The organism is Desulfobacterales bacterium, assembly GCA_034520365.1.
GTDB lineage: Bacteria > Desulfobacterota > Desulfobacteria > Desulfobacterales > Desulfosalsimonadaceae > M55B175.
The window spans coordinates 205,897-228,402 of sequence record JAXHNP010000007.1 but is presented as its reverse complement, the minus strand read 5'-3'; the positions used below and the strand labels follow the sequence as shown (position 1 = coordinate 228,402).

The 22,506-nt window shown below is 54.9% G+C and carries 20 protein-coding genes; 3 read left to right on the top strand and 17 right to left on the bottom strand.

Annotation, left to right across the window (positions count from 1 at the left end; genetic code table 11):
• Positions 1 to 53 precede the first annotated feature (53 nt).
• Entirely contained in the window at positions 54 to 851 is a 798-nt protein-coding gene (locus tag U5L07_15250) for an FHA domain-containing protein (protein MDZ7833104.1), read from the top strand.
• 195 nt (positions 852 to 1,046) lie between these two features.
• Positions 1,047 to 3,308, top strand: coding sequence for a response regulator (locus U5L07_15245; protein MDZ7833103.1), 2,262 nt, complete (start codon positions 1,047 to 1,049; stop codon positions 3,306 to 3,308).
• Positions 3,309 to 3,341: 33 nt separating this feature from the next.
• Here the strand turns inward: U5L07_15245 and U5L07_15240 are convergent, their stop codons facing one another.
• The 15 genes from U5L07_15240 to selA all read right to left on the bottom strand — a co-directional run bounded on the left by U5L07_15240 (position 3,342) and on the right by selA (position 19,607).
• Positions 3,342 to 3,635 (bottom strand): hypothetical protein, encoded by a 294-nt coding sequence (locus tag U5L07_15240; GenBank protein MDZ7833102.1) that lies wholly within the window; start codon positions 3,633 to 3,635, stop codon positions 3,342 to 3,344.
• Between the two features lie 10 nt (positions 3,636 to 3,645).
• Entirely contained in the window at positions 3,646 to 6,759 is a 3,114-nt protein-coding gene (locus U5L07_15235; GenBank protein MDZ7833101.1) for an efflux RND transporter permease subunit, read from the bottom strand.
• Between the two features lie 39 nt (positions 6,760 to 6,798).
• Positions 6,799 to 7,959, bottom strand: coding sequence for an efflux RND transporter periplasmic adaptor subunit (locus U5L07_15230; protein MDZ7833100.1), 1,161 nt, complete (start codon positions 7,957 to 7,959; stop codon positions 6,799 to 6,801).
• Positions 7,943 to 9,295: a TolC family protein gene (locus U5L07_15225; GenBank protein MDZ7833099.1), complete on the bottom strand. Its 1,353-nt coding sequence runs from the start codon at positions 9,293 to 9,295 to the stop codon at positions 7,943 to 7,945. The genes U5L07_15230 and U5L07_15225 overlap by 17 nt, the downstream gene beginning before the upstream one ends.
• Positions 9,296 to 9,316: 21 nt before the next feature.
• A complete protein-coding gene (locus U5L07_15220) occupies positions 9,317 to 9,922 on the bottom strand; it encodes a TetR/AcrR family transcriptional regulator (GenBank protein ID MDZ7833098.1) in 606 nt (201 codons plus the stop codon).
• A 338-nt stretch (positions 9,923 to 10,260) separates the two neighbouring features.
• Positions 10,261 to 11,256 (bottom strand): GTP 3',8-cyclase MoaA, encoded by a 996-nt coding sequence (gene moaA, locus U5L07_15215; protein ID MDZ7833097.1) that lies wholly within the window; start codon positions 11,254 to 11,256, stop codon positions 10,261 to 10,263.
• Positions 11,257 to 11,258: 2 nt separating this feature from the next.
• Positions 11,259 to 11,579, bottom strand: a complete 321-nt coding sequence (locus U5L07_15210; protein MDZ7833096.1) for a hypothetical protein — start codon at positions 11,577 to 11,579, stop codon at positions 11,259 to 11,261.
• On the bottom strand, positions 11,576 to 11,911 hold the full coding sequence (locus U5L07_15205) for a hypothetical protein (protein MDZ7833095.1): 336 nt from the start codon (positions 11,909 to 11,911) through the stop codon (positions 11,576 to 11,578). The genes U5L07_15210 and U5L07_15205 overlap by 4 nt, the downstream gene beginning before the upstream one ends.
• Positions 11,912 to 12,042: 131 nt before the next feature.
• Entirely contained in the window at positions 12,043 to 13,572 is a 1,530-nt protein-coding gene (cobA, locus tag U5L07_15200; protein ID MDZ7833094.1) for a uroporphyrinogen-III C-methyltransferase, read from the bottom strand.
• Complete coding sequence (gene hemC / locus U5L07_15195) at positions 13,572 to 14,510, bottom strand: hydroxymethylbilane synthase (GenBank protein MDZ7833093.1); 939 nt, start codon at positions 14,508 to 14,510, stop codon at positions 13,572 to 13,574. Before hemC ends, cobA begins: the two co-directional genes overlap by 1 nt.
• The gene (locus U5L07_15190; GenBank protein ID MDZ7833092.1) at positions 14,507 to 14,734 is read right to left on the bottom strand and encodes a zinc ribbon domain-containing protein; all 228 of its coding nucleotides are present in this window, start codon (positions 14,732 to 14,734) and stop codon (positions 14,507 to 14,509) included. The genes hemC and U5L07_15190 overlap by 4 nt, the downstream gene beginning before the upstream one ends.
• A 236-nt stretch (positions 14,735 to 14,970) precedes the next feature.
• On the bottom strand, positions 14,971 to 15,915 hold the full coding sequence (locus tag U5L07_15185; GenBank protein ID MDZ7833091.1) for a hypothetical protein: 945 nt from the start codon (positions 15,913 to 15,915) through the stop codon (positions 14,971 to 14,973).
• A 350-nt stretch (positions 15,916 to 16,265) separates the two neighbouring features.
• Complete coding sequence (locus tag U5L07_15180) at positions 16,266 to 16,844, bottom strand: D-sedoheptulose 7-phosphate isomerase (GenBank protein MDZ7833090.1); 579 nt, start codon at positions 16,842 to 16,844, stop codon at positions 16,266 to 16,268.
• Positions 16,841 to 18,151: a tetratricopeptide repeat protein gene (locus U5L07_15175; protein MDZ7833089.1), complete on the bottom strand. Its 1,311-nt coding sequence runs from the start codon at positions 18,149 to 18,151 to the stop codon at positions 16,841 to 16,843. The genes U5L07_15180 and U5L07_15175 overlap by 4 nt, the downstream gene beginning before the upstream one ends.
• Positions 18,135 to 19,607 (bottom strand): L-seryl-tRNA(Sec) selenium transferase, encoded by a 1,473-nt coding sequence (gene selA, locus U5L07_15170; GenBank protein ID MDZ7833088.1) that lies wholly within the window; start codon positions 19,605 to 19,607, stop codon positions 18,135 to 18,137. The genes U5L07_15175 and selA overlap by 17 nt, the downstream gene beginning before the upstream one ends.
• 361 nt (positions 19,608 to 19,968) lie before the next feature.
• Between selA and pyrF the strand changes: the two genes are divergently transcribed.
• A complete protein-coding gene (gene pyrF, locus U5L07_15165; protein MDZ7833087.1) occupies positions 19,969 to 20,691 on the top strand; it encodes an orotidine-5'-phosphate decarboxylase in 723 nt (240 codons plus the stop codon).
• A 104-nt stretch (positions 20,692 to 20,795) separates the two neighbouring features.
• Here pyrF and U5L07_15160 read toward each other — a convergent pair whose 3' ends face one another.
• Positions 20,796 to 22,016 (bottom strand): aspartate kinase, encoded by a 1,221-nt coding sequence (locus tag U5L07_15160; protein ID MDZ7833086.1) that lies wholly within the window; start codon positions 22,014 to 22,016, stop codon positions 20,796 to 20,798.
• Positions 22,017 to 22,018: 2 nt separating this feature from the next.
• Positions 22,019 to 22,504: a tRNA (adenosine(37)-N6)-threonylcarbamoyltransferase complex ATPase subunit type 1 TsaE gene (gene tsaE / locus U5L07_15155; protein MDZ7833085.1), complete on the bottom strand. Its 486-nt coding sequence runs from the start codon at positions 22,502 to 22,504 to the stop codon at positions 22,019 to 22,021.
• Positions 22,505 to 22,506: the final 2 nt, after the last annotated feature.

Sequence of the window (22,506 nt, the reverse complement as noted above, 5' to 3'; positions counted from 1 at the left end):
TAAAGAAATGAACCTCTTAACGCCTAACCCGCCTTTTAGGGAGGCATTTGCTTATGCCGGTACTCACCCTGTATGAAGGGCAAAAAAAACTGAAGGCCTTTCGCATCAAGCCGGATATGCCGGTCACCATCGGTCGGCTGCAGAAAAATACGATTGTGCTGGACAACCCGGCGGTATCGAATTTCCATGCGGAAATTGAAAACGAGGGCAAGCAGTTTTTTATTACCGACTATCAGAGCCGAAACGGCACCTTCGTCAATAAAGAGCTGGTGATTTCCCGGCAGCTCAATCACGGGGATCAGATTGCCATCAACCCCTACACCCTGGTTTTTGGGGTTCTCCAGGGGGAGGGTGTCGAGGCCGCAGAGCCCGAAGTCAGTCAGGCGACCATGCATATCGATACTTCGGACCACCGCTCCCGCCTGGCCAGGAGTCTTCCCGGGATGACGGAACCGGATGCCCGAAAAAACCGGGTCGGATGCCTGGCATTTTTAAACGGGGATCATGACCCCTATGTGCTGTCCGGTGCGCTGACCCGGATCGGCAAATCAGCGGATTGCGATATCGTGGCCAGGGGGTTGATGGTGGGGCATACGGCGGCTGAGATCGCCAAAACCGAAGAAAACGATTATGTGCTGAGGTTTGTCGGCGGCCCCAGAAAGGCGCGGGTGAATTATCGGGCTGTTTCCGCTGAAGTGCGGCTAAGCGAGTTCGATATTATCGAAATCGGGGCGACCGCCATGCAGTTTCATTACTGCAAAGCCGGGAGCGCTTCGGAAAGCTTGCAAACAAAGGAAATCTCACTTGATGATCTGGCAGATGCGCCGGATAAGAACGGCAAAAACCAATGAAAGCATGACGGCTTCGCAAAAAGTCCAATATCTTTGTTGCGCTGCATCCCTCAAAATTTCACGTACGAGTAAGTACGCTGCATTCCGCGGGATTTGCGCGCCGCGATCTTGAACTTTTTTCTTTGCCTTCCCAGAATCGACTTTTTACGAGTCCATCAAAGCATGGCTGGTTGAGATAAAATAGCGGGGATGCGGATGGCCGATCCACGAAAAAATGCGAATTCCGGCCGGCCAGGGGATAATACCGGGCGGTTGACCAGTTTTCAGCGGTTCTATGAAGCGCTCCTCTGGATTTTTATCGCAGGTATTTGTCTGACAGTTACCGGCCTGATGGTAATCCAGCGGATGCAGTTTGCCGGGGCGGCACAGTTGGGGGTGGTCCTATGGGCCGTGGTCATTCTCCTTAGCCTTGGGATGGCGCTGGTGCTTTATCGCTGGTTTATCGCGCCGGCCAAACAGATTATCTGGTTCCTCCTGGCCCGTCCCCGCACCGGGGCGCGCCAGCCCATGCGGGCGGTCCCTAAAACCTGGAAGCCATGGTTTCATACCATTGAGCGGCTTTATGCGAAAATCGACGAGCTGGAAGCGGAAGCCGCCGAAGCCAGCCATCACAAACAGTTGGAAAAGAATCTCCTCCGGCGTTTCTCCTGGGTGTTTGAAAGAAATGAGCAGTTAACCCGGGAGCTCACGGAAAAAAACAAAAACCTGCAGCAGGAAATTGAAAGCCACAAAAAGACCGCGCAAAAGTTAAAAGAGCATCATGACCGTCTGGATGAAATGGTCCGGGAAAGGACCCGGGCGCTTACCGAGGCCAATGAAGCCTTAAAATCCGAAAAAGTAAAGGCCGAAGAACTGGCCAAGCAGGCGGAAGCGGCCAACCAGGCCAAAAGCCAGTTTCTCGCCAATATCAGCCACGAGATCCGGACCCCCATGAATGCGATTCTGGGGTTTACGGACATGCTGATCGATACGCCGTTAAATGATAATCAGCTCGACTATGCCGGAATAATCCGGACCAGCGGGGAGACGCTTCTTGCCCTGATCAACAATGTGCTGGATTTTTCAAAAATCGAGTCCGGCGAGATCGAACTGGAGTCCGTTGATTTCTCCCCGGAACTGCTGGCCTATGATGTGTGCGAATTGATCCGGCCGAAAATCGGGGAAAAACCGATCGAGCTGGTCTGCAAAATTGATGAATCCATGCCGCCGCATCTGCGCGGCGATCCCTTTCGGTTTCAGCAGATTTTGATCAATCTGATGGGAAATGCGCCCCGTTTCACCGAATCCGGCGAGATTGCTTTGTCCATGTGGGTGGAGACGGAAAAAGACCATCAGGTGAAACTCCATGCCCGCATTTCAGATACCGGGGTCGGCATCCCGGAAGACAAGCAGGTTCGAATTTTTGAGCCGTTTCAGCAGGCGGACAACTCCATATCCAGAAAATTCGGGGGCAGCGGCCTGGGGTTGAGCATCTCCCGGCAGCTGGCCGAACTGATGGAAGGCACGGTCTGGCTGGAGAGCGAGCCGGAAGTGGGCAGCACCTTCCATTTTACCGGCTGGTTTGAAAAATCGGAAAAAGCCGCCCCCTGGTGGGATCTGACCGCCTCCCTGGTGGATCAACAGATCCTTATCGTAGACGACAACCAGGTGAATCTGGATATGCTGGCGCATGCGGTGACCTCGGCCGGCATGAAAGTCTCGGACTTAAGAAGCGGCATGGAGGTCCTGCCGACCCTGGAGCGCGCCTTGATCGCCGGAAACCCCTTCAACTGCGTGATGATTGATATTCATATGCCGGGCATGAGCGGATATGACGTGGCCCGGGAGATCCGCTCATCGAAAAATCCGAATATCTCCCGGCTGCCCCTGGTTGCGCTTTCCTATATCACCGAAAGGGACCCGGATCTCTGCCGGGAAGCCGGATTTGATGAATCCATCATCAAGCCGGTGCGGCGGGAGAAACTCTTTCAACTGCTAAACGAGCTGATCGGCACCGGCGCCGGCGCACAGCAGGCGGCCGGAAAGGCAGCAGAAAAAGGCCCGCAGGCCGGCGCTCAGGCCCCGGCCGCCGCATTGACGGACAATCGTCGGATTCTTGTGGCAGAGGATAATGCGGTGAACCAGAAGTTGATTAAGACCATGCTGGAAAAAGCCGGGTATGGGGTGGAAATGGCGGAGAACGGCCTTGAGGCGGTAAAGAAATTTTCTGAGCGGCCAAAAGATTTCTTTTTGATTTTAATGGATATCCAGATGCCCGAGATGGACGGTTTTGAAGCGGTCAAGGAGATTCGCGGCAAGGGGTTTGATCATATCCCCATCATTGCCCTGACCGCCCATGCGCTGGCCGGCTACCGGGATGAATGCCTGGCCGCGGGCATGGATAATTATCTGGCCAAGCCCATCAAACGCCAGGAGCTTTTTGAAATTATCAATAAACACCTGCCCTCCGGCACCTGATCCCCTGTTTCCGATTTCCAGGCTCTTGAATAGTTATTCCAGCCGTTTTTCAACGGGCAAAACGATGGCTTCCAGATGCTCATGGGCTGGTTTGGCGTATTTAAAGGCCTTCAAGTCCTCAAAAATCGCGTCCACCTTTTCATCCGGTACCTGGGCCTGATAAACGGTGGTATTTCCGGGAAATACCTGGGTGCCGTAGTGTTTGCCGTCCCGGTCCTTTCCTTCCCGCATGGCATATCTGGCAAAATCACGGATTTCATGATTGTCCAGGATGGCTTCAACGGAATCCGAGTGTTCAAAATGAACGGTTATGTGCATCAGCTTCATGGCAGCTCCATTAAATCAGATACAGTATAGTCCCTGCCGCTATGAGAATCAGGAAAAGCAAAGTGCTTATGCCCCGGTTGGCCAGAATTTTTCTCTGAAGCGCATCAAACAGGGTATAGACCGCGGGAATCACCAGCAGCGTAAGGGCGGTGGCCGCAAACATCCCCATGGAAATACATACCCCCATGGGCGCCCGGGCTTCCCCCCCGGCCCCAAAGCCCAGGGCAATGGGCATAATCCCCAAGATGGTGGAGATCGCCGTCATCAATACCGGCCGGAACCGCACCATGCCCGCCTGCCGGGCGGCTTCCATGACTGAATAGCCCCGGGCAACCAGCACATTGGCGTAGTCCACCAGCAGAATGCCGTTTTTGGTGACCAGCCCCAGAAGCATGATGACCCCGATAAATGAAAAGATATTCAGGGTCATGCCCAGCGCATACAACGCCCCGAAAGCACCGATGCCTGCCAGCGGCAGCGTCATCAGGATGGTCAGCGGGTGAAGAAACGATTCAAATTGTCCGGACATGATCAGAAAGATAAAGATCACCGCAAAAATGAGGGCAACCGACAGGTAGAAAAAGGATTCTTTAAAATCCTGGGACCGACCGGTAATGTCCGTGCTGAAATCCGCCGGGAGCTCGTTGTCCAGGAAGTTCTGAAGTTTGCCCAGGGCGGTCCCCAAAGCGACGCCGGGCGGCAGCTGGGAGCTGATGGTAAGCGCCCGGCCCCGGTTGAAGTGATGGATTTCACTCGGCCCGACCCCTTCCTGGATTTCAACCAGATTTTCCAGAGAGACCATGTTCCCCGATTGATTCCGCACATAAAGACGGTAGATGGCATCCGGCACGTTATGCTCGGTTTCGATTTCCGGGATGACTTCGTAGCGCTCCCCCATTTTGTCGATTTCCGATATTTCCGGTTCACCGAAAATGTAGCGCAGGGTGTTGGAGATCTCCGCCACAGTTACCCCCATCTCTTCCGCCTTTTCCCGGTTCACGAAAACCCGCACTTCGGGTTTGTCAAGCTTCATATTGGAACGTACCCCCACAAATTCTTTCTGGTTGCGCATCCATTGCATAACGGTTTCCTGCTGCCGGGCCAGTTCATCAATATCCGGGTTTTTTAGCACCACTTGCAGCGGTGCTTCCGCGCCCACCGGCCCGCCGGATTCGAGGACATATCCGCGGCCGCCGGCAATTGGGGCAATTCTTTGCCGCACCGCCTGCATGATGGCCTGTTGACTCCGTTCCCGTTCGGAATGATGGCTCAGCCGGACAAAGAAAATGCCTTCATTGGCTTTCCCCGGCCCTTGGCGGGACAAGCCGATGGCCATGAAATAGGAGCGGACCTCCTCGATATCGGCAAGGATATCCTCGATCTGGCTGCCGTACTTGTCGGTATTGCTGACAGTTGACCCCTCAACAGTTTCATAGGAGATCACGAATTTGCTTTTGTCAATATCCGGCACAAACTCGGATTCCAGCCGGTTTAGAAAGAAGATGCCGGCGGCAAAAGCCATTATCGCAATGATAACGGTGATCCATCGGAACCGAAGGGCGGCATTTAAAAGAACCCGGTACACCCTTTCGATTTTGCCGAACGCCCAGTCCGTGGCCCGGAGCAGCCGGGGCTTCCGGCCGATAGAGACCGCCTTAAGGTACCGGGAGCAGAGCATAGGGGTTAACGTCAGTGCTGTAAAGGTTGAGGCGATTACGGTGACGGTGACAGTGATGCCGAATTCAAAAAAGAACCGGCCGATCATGCCCGGCATAAAGGCCACCGGCACAAACACGGCGATCAGGGACAGGGTGTTGGCAATGGCGGCAAACGCGATTTCCGTGGTCCCGGTGCGGGCGGCCGGCTTGGCTTCCGCCCCGTATTCCATGTGCCGGTAGCAGCTCTCCAGCACCACAATGGCGTCATCCACCACCAGACCGACGACCAGGATAAAGGCCAAAAGGGAGAGCACATTTAGTGAAAATCCGGCATAATAAATGATGGCCATACCCGCAAGGAGCGAGATCGGAATGGCGAGGCCCGATATGATGGTTCCCCGCAGACTGCCCAGGAAGAATAGGATCACCAAAGCCACCAGCAGTGTGGCCATGAAAATGGTGGTGATCAAATCATTGACGTTTTCTTTCACATAAAGCGAATCATCCGAGGCAACGGCATGGGTCAGGCCGGGCGGAAACTCTTCGGCGATCCGATTCAGCTCGGATTTGATCCGCTCCACCACCTCGACCATGTTGGCGTCAGACTGTTTGATCACGCCCAGTCCGATGGATTTTTCCTGTTTGTATCGGGCGACGTTGCGGTCGTTTTCCACGCTGTCAACGGCCTGGCCGACATCGCTTAACCGCACCGGCGCGCCGTTTCGGTACGTGATGATAATGTCATTAAACGGCTCTGCCGAGGCAAACTGGCCCTCGGTTTTAACAAGAAATTCGCGTTCCCGGCTTTCGATGCGGCCGGACGGGATATTTACATTTTCGGCCTGGAGCTTTCCGATGACGTCCTGCACGGTCAGATGGTGGGCGGCCAGCTTATCCGGATTAAGCTTAACGCGGACCGCGTATATGCGCGCGCCGCCGATAAGAATCTGCCCGACCCCGGGCAGACGCTCCAGTTGATCCTTGATCACGGTGTCGGCGTACTCGGTCATCCGCACCGGATCCCACCGCGTATCCCCCCGCAGGGCCACCCACATGACCGACTGCGCGTCCGGGTCGACCTTTCGGATAATCGGCTCCTGAATGTCATCGGCCATATCCGGCCGCGCCCGGCTCACCCGGTCCCGCACATCCTGGGCGGCGAAATCAATGTCCCGGTAAAGCTCAAACTGCACCGTGACAATGCCGACTTGCTCCCGGCTGGTGGCGGTGATCTCCTTGATCCCCTCAATGGTATTGATTTCTTCTTCTAAGGGTTCGACCACCTCGGTTTCGATGACTTCCGGGTCCGCACCCGGCAGGACAACGGATACGTTGACAATGGGGAAATCCACATCCGGAAACTCCCGGACGGGCATCTGGTTGTAGCCGAATATGCCAAAGATAAATATGGCCAGAAACATGACCGTGGTCAGAACCGGCCGCCTGATGCAGAAATTCCAAATCATAAGGGATTATTCCAATCGTTTCGCATCTTGATCTCTATTTCAATTTTTCTCGCAGACTGTATCGCCTTCACTGACCGCGATGTGCCCGGATTGAATGATCGTATCCCCGGGTTCGGCGCCTTTTGTGATCTCCACGATGCCGGGCTGGCGAAGGCCGATGTCAACATCCCGGCCAACCGCCTTATCCGATTCGACGATATAGACCATGTAGCCGGTCCGGGTGGGGACCAGGGCCTCTTCCGGGACCACCGGCCGTTGTTTTAATGTATCCACAATCAGATCAACCGAGGCAAACCCGCCGGGCGCCAACATGCGCTTCGGGTTTTCCATGTAGGCTTTGACCATGAGGCTGCGGGTGTCCTGCCGGATGATGGGACTTACGAAATAGACTTCGCCCGCGAATGCTTTGTCCGGAAATGCCGGGGCGGTCAGCCTGATGGTTTGGCCGGGCCTGGCCTGGCCCAGATATCTTTCCGGGATGGTGAAGGCAATTTTAAGGCGGTCGGTTTCCACCAGCGGGGCCAGCTGGGTGCCCACATCCACCCATTCGCCCGGATCCACGAATCGCTCACCGATGAAGCCGGCAAACGGAGCCTTGATTCGCGTATCCGACAGAGTTTCTTCAATGCCTTCGATTTCCGCTTGAAGCCGATCCACCCTTGCCAGAAGCGCCTTGTACCGGGCCCGGGCTTCATCCCGGGATTCCTCCGTGCCCAAGTCCTGTTTGTATAAACGCAGGCGGCGGTCGTAGACAAGCTTGGCGTTTTCAAGATTCGCCTTGGCTTCTTCAAGGGCTGCCAGCTGCCCCTGCAGCCGGTCTTTAATTTTATCATCATCCATGGAGAAAAGCAGTTCTCCCTTGTCCACCCGGCTGCCCTCCTCGAAGTGAACCGCCTCGACAGTGGCATTGACTTCCGGCCGGATCATGACCTGCTGAATGGCCTCCAGGGTACCGATGGCCCGAACCTTTCGCTCAAGATCCATCGCTTCAACCGTTGTGGTTTGAACCGGCACGCAATCCTTGTCCGCGGCTGCCGCAGCAGCAGGCATCCAGGTGATAAGAACCAGGACGGTTATGCAGGCAAGGAGGGGTTTGGCTATTATATGGCCGACTGCCGGATGTTTTCCGGCAGGTACCGCTAATGCCGGCCCAATTGCTTTTTTAAATTGGATTTTCAAAAACTTAGTAGGTCTTGTCATCAGGCAGCTCCTTTGCCGCTAAATCGGTCTGAAATGTCCCCGTGGCCAGCTCAAGCCGGATCTGGCCAAGCTGATATGAATAATAGGCCTGGGCCAGCCGGTTTTCCGCCTCGTTTAATGCGGTAAACGCATCCACCTGGTCCACCGCGGTCACCAGACCCTGTTCGAACTGGGCGGTGACCTGCTGATAATTCCGCCTGGCCGCCTTGACCTGTTCCTCGAGTTGCTGAATTACTTTTTTCTGAGTGCGGATATCCAGATAAACGCTTCGCACCTGGTTGCGGATTTCCTTTTTCAGTCGGCTCATCGCCTCGTTGGCCTGGGTGAGCCCGGATTTGGCCTTATCCACCTCTGCGGTGGTCCGCCAGCCGGTAAACAGGGGATAGGACAGCTTCAGGGTGGCCTGCCAGTCGTCATATTCGCCGTAAAACAGCTCCGATTCATCGGTCTGCGTGTATGTGCCCTCCACGCTGATGTTGGGAAAATAGTCCGCCTGTTCGAAATCCACCCGCTTCTCTGCCACCCGCACTTCCTCTTCCGCCTGCTGAAGATCCTTTCTATGCGTGAGTGCGGTCTTATATAAGTCGGTCATAGCCGCCGGCGTGAATGTTTTTTCAGACGGTTCAATGAGTTCGCCCGGCACGTTTTCCAGCCCGATCTCTAAAGCCAGGTTTTCCAGGGCGATATCATACTGGTTTTTCGCCCGTTCCAGGTGCTCCTGGGAGGAGGCCAGCTGAACCTGCGCCCGCAGCACGTCGGTCTGGGTCAGGACCCCCACCTCAAATCTGGCTTTTGCCTGGGACAGCTGCTTTTCAGCCCGCTCCAATGCGCTTTCCGCGATTTCAATGGCCCGCCGGCCCAGTAAAACTTCATAGTAACGGGTGCTGACATTAAAGAGAATTTCTTTCACCCGGCGAATATGGCGGAATTTGGAGCTCTCAAAATAGTATTCGGCAATCTTTCGGCCGGACCAGACCTTACCCCACTGATAAATGTGCTGCTCCAGTTTTAATGTCAGGGTCCCGTAATCCCGGGGGGCGCCAAAGCTTCCCAGAGAGGTGCCGCCAACGGAGAAATCGGTCACCTTCTGGCGGGTGTAGCCGGCCTCCGCGGACAGTTGGGGATAAAGGTTGGATGTGGCCACTTTGATATCCTGCTTTTCCTGGACCAGCTGTTGCTCTGAAATGGCCACCTGCTCATTTTTTTGCAGCGCGGTTTGGTAGGCCTGCTCCAGTGTAAAGGGCGTTTTTTGCGCTTTCTTTTCAGCCCAGGCCTGGCCGGTCAGCAGCATGAAAAGTATCAGGCATGTGCCGGCCCGGCAGATTGTCTTATGCATTAAAGCCATGCTCTCCCCTTATTATTTTGATTGATTGGGTTTGACGGAATCATTTTCAGGTGCGAGCGCCTTGCGGCAGAATTCCTGCAAACTGTCCGCCAGCTCCGGAATCTCCAGCGGACTCAACAGATTCATGTGCATCAGACCGAAGGTCAGGCCGTTTAAAATATGGGCGGTGTTCTGGATATTGGATGTGGCTACACTGCCGTCCGCGATGCCGGTTTCAAGGCATTGTTCTATGATTTCAATGACCTGCTCTCCGACCGATTTCACCAGCGCTTTGAGTCGGCTCTCTTTTGAGGCCAGCTCTTCCGGAAAATCGCGGAGAAAAATCAGCAGCTGTTTGGAATGGGACCGGCTGAATGCGGTATTAAACCGCAGAACCGCTTCAATCTTTTCCAGCCCGATCCGATGCCGACCGACTGCCGCCTGCAGTTCAGACACATAGGTGTCACCGGCCAGCCGGAAGATTTCATAAATAATCCCCTCTTTATTTTTAAAATGATAAAATAAGGTCCCATGCGCCACCCCGGCGGATTCGGCAATATCAACGGTCGATGTCCGGAAGAATCCGTTTTCGGCAAATAGTTGCGTGGCGGTTTTGATTATGGCTTGTTTCCGGCTCAATAGTTTGGCCTTCCGGGTGCGGCGGCTTTCCAGGTAACTTGACGGTTTAAGGTATCGGGTATAAGGTGTAAGGTCAGTGAAATCAAGCATGTAAGGTCGGCACGGTGGCCGACCCTACAAAATGTCGGCATTGTCGCGTAGGGCGGGCCACCGTGCCCGCCTGAAAAATAGATAAAACAAATTTACCCTGCCTCAGTGCCCTTAAAGTGAATAAGGTTTATAAATAACCCCGACTGATTGAGCTGTCAATCAGTTTTTTCGTCTGGCAATTGATGAATCGCTTGAAATCACTGGGTCTATGGATGGGTTCGAATAGGCGGGCAAAAAAGGTTTTGGTGCTATCCGCCGATACTGATCATCTCGCCGCTGATGGCGTTTGGATCAAGCCTGACCGCATGCTGAAAAGGCTTTCGCCTGACCGCCCGGAAAAATACATCGGCCAGATCCGTGTCCAGGCGGCCGTTTCGAAGCGGTGTTTTAATATCTTCATGAATGTCGGAAAGCAGGCAGGAGCGGATGCGGCCGTCCGCGGTGAGCCGCAGTCGGTTGCATTGCTCACAGAAATGGTGGCTGACGGCGCTGATAAACCCGATTTCCCCGATGGCGCCGTTGAACTTGTAGCGCATGGCCGGCCCGTCATTGGGCTGCCGGGCAACCGGCAGGAGTTCGCCCAGTTTCTCGATCCGGGTCCGGATGTCGGGGTAGAGCAGCGGCGCCTTATCACACTGCCGGGTTTGCCCGATGGGCATGTATTCAATAAATCGGATGTGAAAGGGGCGTTGAAAGGAGAGGGCGGCAAGATCTGCCAGTTCATCGTCATTAATTCCGTTTAGAGCCACCACGTTGATTTTTATCGGATGCATGCCCTTTTCATAGGCGGCTTGAATACCCGCCCAGACGCGGTCAAAGGCATCCACACCGGTGATCTCCGCATATTTTTGTCGGTCCAGGGTGTCCAGGCTGATGTTTACGCGTTTGATCCCGGCGGAGACGATCCGGTCAATATAGTCAGAAAGCAGCACCCCGTTCGTGGTCAGCGATATATCATTTAATCCGCGGAGTTTTGCCAGAGTCTCCAGAAAATCGCAGCAGTCCGTGCGCACCAGGGGCTCCCCCCCGGTTATCCGGACTTTTGAAATTCCTAACCGGATGCCGATCCGCACGATCCGAAGGATCTCCTCATACCGTAGGATTTCTTCCTGATCCATTTTATGGCCCGGCCCGCTCGGCATGCAATAAAGGCACTTGAGGTTGCAGCGATCCGTAATGGAGATCCGCAGATAATTGAGCTGCCGTTTATACCGATCGATCAGGGCGGTGTTTGCCACTTTCATGTTTAGCCTTCGGGCTGGGGGGTTTTTTGAAATTTTTCACGGTACTCGGGGATTGTGATCATAGGGGGGCGCTCATGGCCCTCGATACGGAAAATTTGCGGCTGATACTCCCCGGCGACCCGTTTATACTGAATCATTTCTTTAAAAATCGGTTTGGTCAGATCAATATGGCCCAGTTTTTCAATCCGGTTTAAAAAGGTGTTTAAAATCACAAAGGGCATCCGGCCCAGGGCAGTGGTGTCCTGGTTGCGGTGCACCCGCCGGTCCAGGTCCACCTGGGCCATGACGTCCAGTCCCCATTTCTCGTAAATATCCAAAATCATGCTCGTTTCCACGCCATAGCCGATGGGAAACGGGATTTTTTCAAAAAGATCCCGATATCCGGCATACTCACCGGAAAGCGGCTGCAGGATCTGCGTAAGCTCCGGAAAAAAAGAGAAAATAAGGGGCGTACGATCAGTTCCGTCACCCGGGAGCGCGGCCGCTGGGGCAGATTCATGGCCAGAATTTCATTGATGACCTCGTTTAGTATCAGGAGGGCATTGGGCTTGTATCGCTGCTCCCAGTTGCCGGTGGCCGGAATTGTGCATTCAATTTCTGCCCGGATAATGCCTTCGGAGTAATAGTTTAAGCGGCCCAGCTTTTCGCCCTCCATAATGACCGCCCCCCGGATCGGGCCTCAAACCCCGGCAGCTGTTTGAGGATTTCATCCATCTGGAAATTTTGGGGGCCGGAACGGTTACGTGTATTCATGCCTTAATTTATACACCAAACCACAGATCCCGGTCAATATACTTGAGAAGAGGAAAAATACCGGCATATGGCATCACATAGGCCGGGGATGGTGTATTTTTCAGCCTCCAGATCAACGAAGAAACCGTTTTTCCGGGCGGTGTCCGCGGTGATCGGGCCGATGGCCGCAATGGCGACGCCACTTACAAGTTCGTCAAACCGCTCCGCCGGCAGCAGGGACTTGAAATTGGTCACTGTGGAGGAGCTGGTAAAGGTGATCATATCCACATTTTTTGCGGAAAGCGCCTCAATCAGCCCGGCCTGCTTGTCATCTGCCAATACGGTGTGATACGTGATTATCTCATCCACCCGGGCGCCCATTTTGGCAAGTTCCTCAGGCAGAACCGGCCGGGCTTCCGCGGCCCGGGGAAGCAGCACGCGGGCCTCCTTCACCGGAATATTTTTAAATGCTTCAACCACGGATTCCGCGTGGTAGCTTTCCGGGATGATGTCGCTGGAGACCCCGTAGCCAAGGAGCCGCTCCGCGGTGGCCGGTCCGATGGATGCGGTCCGGATATGGCCCAGGGCGCGGGCGTCCTTTTGATTGGCAAACAGCCGGTCAAAAAACATCTCTACCCCGTTGACGCTGGTAAATATCAGCCAGTTGTATTCAGACAAATTCGCAATGGCTGCATCCAGCGATTGAAAATCCTCCGGCGGCATAATTTTGATGGCCGGAAATTCCAAACAGTCGGCACCAAGTGCCGACAGCCGGGATACCATGTCGCTGGCCTGCTTTCTGGCCCGGGTCACCACAATCCGTTTGCCGAATAGCGGGCGGGTCTCAAACCACTGCATTTTATCCCGCAGGGTAACCACATCCCCCACGACGATAATGCAGGGCGGCTTAAGCCCTGCGGCTTCGACATTGTCGACGATCGTATCAAGCGTGCCGGTCACCGTCTCCTGGGATGGGGTGGTGCCCCAGCGGACAAGGCCCGCCGGTGTCTCAGGGGGCATTCCGTTTTCAATGAGCCGGCGGGTTATATGGGCCAAATTTTTAACCCCCATTAAAAAGACCAGGGTCCCCTGCGTGCCGGCCAGCGCGGCCCAGTTAATGGTGGAGGTTTTTTTGCCCGGGTCCTCGTGGCCGGTAATAAAGGTGACCGTGGAGGCGTATTTCCGATGGGTCAGGGGAATGCCCGCATAGGCCGGGGCGGCAATGGCGGATGTCACCCCCGGGACGATGGTAAATGATAGGCCCGCCTCGATCAGTTCTTCGATTTCCTCGCCGCCTCGGCCGAAAACAAAGGGATCTCCGCCTTTCAGCCGGGTGACGGTACTGCCCGAAAGCGCCCGGGCCACGATCAGCCGGTTGATTTCGGTCTGGGTGAGCGTATGATCCCCGCCTTTTTTGCCCGCGTAGATAAGTTCGGCCGATTCCCCGGCATAATTTAAGAGGCTTTCGGATGCCAGATAGTCGTAGACGATGACATCTGCGGCTTTGATCGCCTCGATGCCCTTCAGGGTAATCAGGCCGGGGTCCCCTGGGCCGGCGCCCACCAGATAGACGCTGCCTTTCATTATGGATGTGCCTCTTCACTTAACCGGGCGAGGATTTGATCCGCCCCCATGTCAATCAGCCGGCCGGCCAGGTCGTGGCCGATGGCCTCTGACTGCTCGATCGGCCCGGAGATGGTTTGATAGTGCATGACGGAGCCGTCGGTTTCCGCCACCATGCCGGCCAGTGTTAATGTGTCGGCATGAATCCGGCCGAATGCGGCCATGGGCACCTGGCATCCGCCTTCCAGGCGTTTCAGAAACGCCCGTTCGCTTTTGACAATCCGGTTGGTGGCGGTATGGTCTAAGGGAGCGATGAGTTCATGAACCGGCGGGTCCGCTTTTCGCACCTCGATGCAAAGCGCCCCCTGGCCGACCGCCGGCAGAATGATGTCCGGATCAATATATTCGGAAATCACGTGCTCAAGGTTTAGCCGTTTAACGCCTGCGCCTGCCAGGATAATGGCATCCAGGTTTTCAGCGGTCAGTTTCTTGATCCGTGTATCCAGGTTGCCGCGCAGGGGGAAGATCTCAATATCCGGCCGCATGTATAGGAGCTGTGAGGCCCGCCGCAGGCTGCTGGTACCGACGCGCGCCCCAGCCGGCAGTTCGTTGATCGGCTTGTCGCCCTGCGATATCAGCACATCATAGGGCACCTCACGCTCCGGGATTACCCCGATGCAAAGCGAATCCGGCAGATCCCCGGGCATATCCTTCATGCTGTGGACCGCGATGTCAATCCGGCCCTCCATCAGGGCCTGCTCGATTTCCTTGACAAAAAGCCCCTTGCCGCCGACCTTGGCCAGGGGTACATCCAGGATCTTGTCGCCGCTGGTTTTAATCACCTCGAGATCGATTCGGAGCTCCGGGTAAAGCCCTTCCAGTTTTGATTTAACCCAATTGGCCTGCCAAAGAGCAAGCTGGCTGCCGCGGGTGCCGATGCGAATGGTTTCAGCCGTCATACGCCGCAGCTGGAGCAGGATGAGGCAGCACATCCGGAGCAGGAAGTGCCGGCGGATGAGCTCACCGTCTCCCCGCCGCTGCCTTTGCTGACAAAGCCGCAGGCAGACAGCAGCCGCTTGACGGATACTGAGCCGCATTCCGGGCAGGCGGCCTGTTCATTGCCCCGGATCAGGGTTTCAAATTTTTTGTCGCATTTTTCGCAGGCATATTCATAAATAGGCATCTTTATATCTCCTTACTATAAAACGCCATTTCTTATCTAAATTTTACCAGATTGTAAATAGAATAAGCATCATGGGCACGGTAAATTTGTTCTATTTATTTTTCAGGCGGGCACGGTGGCCCGCCCTACGCGACAATGCCGACCTTACATGCGAACAACCCCATGGTTATGGGGTTGTTCGCCAGAACAAATTCACCGTGGCATCATGGGGGTGAAAACATGCTATGCCGCGGTTGTTAAATATGCTCAATGATCCCTGCCGCAATCAGCGGGAGCAGGATTTCGTGGTGGCCCACCAGATTGATGCCCCGGCCGTGATCCGCGGTCGGCCGGTTGACCACATTGGTCATGGGGCGATAGTGGCGGATGAAATCCATGTTCACCGTGGTGAGATCAGACACCGCATGGCCCAGATTCCGCACCAGGCTGACGGCTTTTAAAAAGATTTCCGGCATGATCACCGCAGAGCCGATATTAAAATAGACGCCCTGGGATAGTTCGGCCACAATCGCCGCAAACAGCCGGAAGTCATGATGGGTGGCCTTTCCGGCCGCTTCCGGGTCAAACGAGGGGTGCATGTGGATGATGTCCGTGCCGATGGCCACATGCACGGTGGCGGGTTTTTTAAGCCGCTCGGCGGCAGCCAGCAGGCTCTGGTCCGCATAGGGAAATCCGTTTTGGTTGATGTATCGGCCAACCGCTTCGCCAAGCCCGATATTCTCGTCTGCCGCCAGGCGAATGGCCGCCCCCAGATGTTCGCAGGTTTCCTTGGCCATACCGAAACTGCCGTCGCCCAATGCAGCGGCCACATCCTCTGAGGTCTTGCCGGCAAAGGCCAGTTCAAAATCATGGATAATCCCCGCCCCGTTCATGGCAATTCCGGTAAGGACGTTGCGCTTTAAAAGATCGATGATAATCGGGTTCAGCCCCACTTTGATCACATGCGCGCCCATGCCCGCTAGAACCACCTTTTGATTTTTATGAGCGGCTGCCACGGCGTGAATAACGGATTTAAGGTCTCTGCTGCCTAAGATGTCCGGCAGCGTATTAAGAAAGTCAGCATAGCTTTTGCCCTTCTGCCAAGGACTGGCAAAATCCTTCCGGCTGACCTTGCTTTTCCGGTCAGCCAGGGAGTAGGTGGTGAGACCTTTCAGTTTGAGCGGGGTGAAATCGTATGGCATCCTTTAAATCTTTCCTTTAAGGAAATTATCGTACTCAGTTCCGCGCAAGCGGGACGATTCTCGTACTCGTACTCGTATTCAAAAAAATTAAAAGCCGATTATGAGCACGAGTACGCGTACGAGTATGAATCAGAAGATAAGGTGTAAGGTTAATGAAATCAGGCATATAAGGTCGGCACGGTGGCCGACCCTACGATGGATCGGATTTTTCCCCATTCGTAGGGCGGGCCACCGTGCCCGCCTGAAAATTAGATAGAACAAATTTACCGCGCTTCAGTGCTTTAATGCATTAGGGCCTCAGTGCCTTTAAAATCACTTAACGGAATCGGCCTTTTTTGATAAGCAAATAGTCAGCATTTTTCGGGAAACAGCAGCCGATCCACCAGATCGCAGAGCATGTGGATTGTCGTAATGTGGGTTTCCTGGATGCGCGCGGTGGCGCCGGTGGCCACGCAGAGCAGGTGATCGCATTCTGCGGCCATAGTCCCGCCGTTTTTGCCGGCCAGGCCCATGGTGGCAAGCCCCTTTTCCCGGGCACGCATAAGCGCTGCCACAACATTTCCGGAGTTTCCGCTGGTGCTGATGCCAAGTGCGATATCATCCTTTTTGCCCAGCGCCTCGATCTGTTTGACGAAAACCTCGTCAAAGCTGAAATCATTGCCGATGCTGGTTAAAATCGAGGTGTCAGTGCTGAGCGCAATGGCGGCCAGCGGCGGCCGGTCAATCTCAAAGCGGTTCACGAATTCCGCGGCCATGTGCTGGGCGTCCGCGGCGCTTCCGCCGTTTCCGAATATCAGCAGTTTGTGGCCGGATGCAAGGCATGCGGCGATCCGTTCGGCGCATTGAATAATAAGATCGCTGTTATTTCTGATAAATTCGGTTTTAACCGCAATACTTTTCTCCAGTGTTCTGTCAATGATTTGTTTCATTGGGCCGCCCTTAAATGTTTCATGGTCTGTTCAATGTAATAGGCGGAGTCATATCCCAGATCCTGGGCTTTTTGGAATTCCTCCAGGGCCTCGTCCAATTGCCGGCGGTTATAATAGATCCGGGCCAGTCGATGCCGGAATAATCCGTTATCCGGTTCAAGCTGGCTGCTCCGGCGGCAGAACATCAGGGCAATATCGGCATTCTGGCCCTGTATCTCATAGATAAAGCCCAGTGCGGAAAGGGTGCAGGCGTCCTCAGAATTGAGTTTTAATGCCGATTTATAGGCGTTTACCGCATCGCTTAGCCGATCCAGCAAGTGGTAGCAGTCGCCCAGGAGCCGAAAAGCGCTGCACGCTTTCGGATTTAAGCGGGTGGCGGTTTCCAGATATTTGACAGCGGTCTGCGGGGCATCGGTGTTCAGATAGGCCCGGCCGGTTTGGAAAGCAAGCTCAAAAACTTCCGGATCAATTTTTTCCGCCTTTTGAAAATGCTCCAGGGCAGGGGCGTATTCCTTTTTTAAAAGATATACATACCCGGCATTGTAAATCGGCATGATCTCCTTGGGATCAAGCCGCATGGCGGTTTTAAATGCGGAAAGGGCCTCGTCGAGTTCCCCTTTAACGCCGTAGCAGACCCCCAGGCTGTTGTGCACATTTACATCCCCGTGGTCCAGAAGCAGGGCCAGGTTATATTCCTGCATGGCGCCGGCAATATCGCCCTTTTGATAATACTGATCCCCGCTGATATTTAAGCTCACCGCATCGAACGGCACACAGCTGTCCGGCCCGAAGAATTCGGCATGCACGACGGCTTTTTTTGCATTTTCCAGAATCCGGGATTTATCATAGGAGATGGTGGGATAGACAGCGATGCCGGCGGTCAGGGTCTTTCCGGTTTGTCTGGCGAATGCGGTTTTGATGCGCTCTGCGGCCTTTTTGCACGCGGCCTCATCCGTTTCCGGCAGCACGATCCCCACCTGAAAATTGTCCATCAGTCCCCATAATCCGCCGGATTCCCGGGATACATGGTCTGTCTGGCGCATCAGGGCGATCAATAGTTCATTGGGGTTTAACCGGTCCGCCATGTCGTCGATCTGGAGCAGCAGCGCCCCGAAGCGGTTCGCCTCCGCCATATGCGCCATGCTCTTTTCAAAGAAGTCCGCTTCCTGCAAAATCTCGGAAAACTCGGACTGGAGGGCGGCAAGGGATATATCCGCCGGTAAGGCAGTTTCAGGCGCAGGTTCGCTCTCTGATTTGGCCAAAAGAAATTGCGATGGCAGATCCTTTTCTTCAGTCAGATTGGTCATGTTCGGCCTCATTTAGGATTTCAGTGATAGCGGTGGCTATGGTTTCAAGTTCATCGGTTTGAACTGTGCGCATATCCAACAGGATCCGGTCGTCTTCGATCCGAACAATAACCGGGGGCGAGTGCCCTCGCAGGCGGGTGCCCAGGGTTTCGGCCGAAATCCCGGGCGCGCGAACGGCTAAGCATTTGCTGGGCAGCTCCAGAAGGGGCAGCGACCCACCGCCGGCCCGGGAAACAGCGGAGATCACTTCAAGCTGAATGCGGTCCTGGGTTTTTGTCTCCAGCATGGTTTTTAATTGACCGGCCTTTTTTTCCACATCCGTGATTGAAGCGGTGATCATCCGAAGCGTGGGAATGTCCTGAACGGCCCGGTATTCGTCCCGGTAAGCCCGAAGCGTACTTTCAAGGGCGGCAAGGGTCAGCTTGTCGATTCTAAGGGCCCGGGTTAAGGGATTTTTTTTGATCCGGTCGAGAATCGGTTTTTTCCCGGCAATAATCCCCGCCTGCGGCCCGCCCAGAAGTTTGTCGCCGCTGAAGGTGACAATATCGATGCCCGCAGCCACGGACTCCTGTACGGTTGGCTCTTTCATCAGCCCGTAGCCGGAAAAGTCGATGAATGTGCCTGAGCCGAGGTCCTCCATCACCGGCAGGTCATGTTTGGCCCCCAGTTCGACCAGCTCGGCCAGGCTGACCGCTTTGGTAAATCCCACAATGCTGAAATTGCTGGTATGGACTTTTAGGAGCAGGCCGGTATGGTCTGATATGGCGGTTTGGTAGTCAAAGAGATGCGTGCGGTTGGTGGTGCCCACCTCGTTTAATATGGCCCCGCTTTTGGCCATTACATCCGGAATGCGGAAGGAGCCGCCGATTTCCACCAGTTCGCCCCGGGAGACGATGACCTCTTTTGTGCGGGCGAGGGTGTCCAGGCTCAGCAGCACGGCCGCGGCATTGTTGTTTACCACCATGGCCGACTCAGCCCCGCTTATTTCACAGATCAGGTCTTCGACCGCAGAATACCGGGTGCCGCGTTTGCCGGTGGAAAGCTCAAACTCCAGGTTGGAATACCGGCTCGCCACGGTCTGCATCTGCGCGAGCGCCGCTTCTGATAAAAGGGAGCGGCCGAGGTTGGTATGAACAACCACGCCGGTGGCATTGATCAGGCGGTTAAGATTGAGCGCCATGGCGGATTCTACAGCCGCATGGACTTTTTTAAGAATGGCGTCTTCGGATAAGCGGTCGCTGCTGAATTTTTTCGGCCGGGAAAGGATTTCATCACGGAGCCGGCTGATGGCCTCGCGCACTGCCCGGGTAACAACCCGTCTGGGGGTATCCGGGAACAAGCCTTTTTGGGAAATAATATCAAGAACCGCGTCCACGCCGGGCAGCTGCCGGAGCAGATTTTGTTGGGATTCGCTGATAGCCGATTTTTTGGGGTTGCCCATGCCCGCCCGTATCAATGCCGGTGATCCGAAATGCGTTCAGGTCTTGAAATGGTCAGTTCTCCCACGGTGAATTTGTTCTGGCGAACAACCCCATAACCATGGGGTTTCTCGCATGTGCGGTCGGCACGGTGGCCGACCCTACAAAATGTCGGCATTGTCGCGTAGGGCGGGCCACCGTGCCCGCCTGAAAAATAGATAGAACAAATTTACCGTGTCAGTTGTCCTTGCCAAATTGATTATAATTTCATATCATTTCAGAATAATAGTTTTCAATAGGTTTTTATGTTAGGTATTAGGTATTAGGTATTAGGTATTGGGTATTGGGTGAATCCTTAGCACTGAACACTGAACACTGAACACTGAATCGGAGGTTCTTGTGCGGCAGCCCAAAGATTATCTGGTGTTTCCCCTGGATGTGACGAGCCTGGCAGCGGCTGAGGATTACGTGCGGCAGTTATCGGGCAGCGTGGGCATGTTCAAGATCGGGCTTGAGCTTTTTATTCAATGCGGGCCGCAGGTGATTTCTATGATCCGGGATAACAGTGATGCCGCGGTTTTTCTGGATTTGAAACTCCATGATATTCCGGCCACAGTGGAGCGGGCCATGTCCCGGGTTGCCGAACACCATGTCGATTTTGCCACGGTCCACTGCGGCGAGAGCCGGCGGATGCTTGAGGCGGCGGTAAGCGGGGCCGGCAATCGGGTAAAAGTGTTGGGTGTGACGGTATTAACCAGTGTTTCCGGTGAAGATATTGCAGATGCCGGTTTTCTGCCCGAATATGCGCAGGACGTGTTTCAGCTGGTGCGCCATCGCGCAGAGCGGGCCAGGGCTGCGGGATGTGCGGGCGTTGTGTGCGCCGGCACAGAGGTGGCGGAGATTAAATCCCAGTTGGGCAGGGATTTTCTGGCCATTACCCCGGGCATTCGGCCCGGCTGGGAAAAGACCGCCGGCGATGATCAGAAGCGGATCGTCACCCCGGCAGAGGCCATTTCGCGGGGGTCGGATTATCTTGTCATCGGCCGGCCGATCCGGGATGCAGCGGACCCGGCACGAGCCGCCCGGCGGATCGGCGATGAAATCGCCGCCGCGATCGGATGATAGTTACATCGCCACCAGCCGATAAATAATAATTCCTGCAATTACCGCCGCCAGGCAGAGGGCCACCAGCATCTGGTCAGGCTTAAAATGTTTTAGCGGCAGCACTATTCCGTGCCATCCAGGCCAAAAACGGTGTGCAGGGCGCGGACCGCAAGTTCCGTATATTTTTCCTCGATCACGCAGGAGATGCGGATTTCCGAGGTGCTGATCATCAGGATATTGATGTTCTCATCAGCCAGGGTAGCAAACATTTTCGAAGCCACCCCGGAATGGCTCCGCATACCCACCCCGATCACCGATACTTTGGCGATGTTTTCATCGCCCAGCACCTCTTCGGCCTCGATTTCTTTGGCGGTTTTCTGGGAGATTTCCATGGCCGCCTGATAGTCGCCTTTGGCCACCGTAAATGTCAGGTCCGTCATGTTGCCGGACCGGGTGTTCTGGATAATCATATCCACCCCGATGCCCGCGGCTGATACCGGGTTTAAGATCCGGGAGGCGATGCCGGGCTTATCCGGGACTTTTCGCAGGGTGATCCGGGCCTCGTTTTTGTTGTGGGTGACCCCGGAAACCAGAACCTGTTCCATATTCGCTTCTTCATTGACCACCATGGTACCTTCCTCCTCATGAAACGATGATCGCACGTGAATCGGGACGTTGTATTTTTTGGCGAACTCCACGGACCGGATCTGCAGCACTTTAGCGCCGAGGCTTGCCATTTCAAGCATTTCATCATAGGCAATCCGGTCAAGCTTGCGGGCTTTCTGGCATATATTGGGGTCAGCTGTATAGATCCCGTCAACATCCGTATATATTTCGCATTGGTCCGCTTTTATAGCCGCAGCCACGGCCACGGCCGAGGTGTCTGAGCCGCCTCTGCCCAGGGTGGTGATGTCGCCTTTGGCGTCTGCCCCCTGAAAGCCGGCCACGATAACGATGTTTTTCTCGTTTAGTAATTCTTTGATGCGATGGGCGCCGATATCCAGGATCCGGGCCTTGCTGGCCTTGCTGTCCGTCAGGATTTCCGCCTGATAGCCCAGCAGGGAATGCGCTTTATAGCCCAGTTCAATCAGGGTCATGGCCATCAAGGCCACCGTGGTCTGCTCGCCGGTGGCCAGAAGGACATCCAGTTCTCGCTTGTCGGGGTTTTTCGATATTTCCTCAGCCGTCTGTATCAGCTGATCCGTCACTCCGCTCATGGCCGAGAGGATGACTACCACATCATTTCCCTGATCATGGGTTTTTGCAATCCGCCGGGCCACATTGCGGATCCGGTCCACATTGCCCACCGAGGTGCCGCCGTATTTCTGTACAATGAGTCCCATAGTTATTCCTCATCCACATTAAATTTGGTTTTGAGCCCTCGTATCAAATTAGCCGGCGGCCGTCCATAGAAAAAAACCTGAAAACGCCGGGTGTCATCTCCTGTCATGGCAATGGCGACGGCTATATCCATTGATAAAACGCCTTCCGGCAGCCGGTCCGCCCATTCGATAACCATTACTCCGCCGGCCCCGGCAGCATCGTCAAACCCGATATCGGTTAAGTCATCTGCGCTGATAAGCCGGTAGAGGTCCACATGAAAAAGGGGCAGCCGGCCCGGATATTCATTGATAAAGGTATAAGTTGGGCTGGTCACCGGGTAGCGCTCGGGCACGGCCAGTCCCTTTGCCAGGCCCTGGACAAAGACGGTTTTCCCGCAGCCGAGATCGCCGGTTAAACCGATGATTGCCGGCGCATCCAGGGCATTGCCAAAGTAAGCCCCCAGGCCGCGGGTTTCTTCCGGTGAAGCGGTATGGATAGTCAGGTGCATAG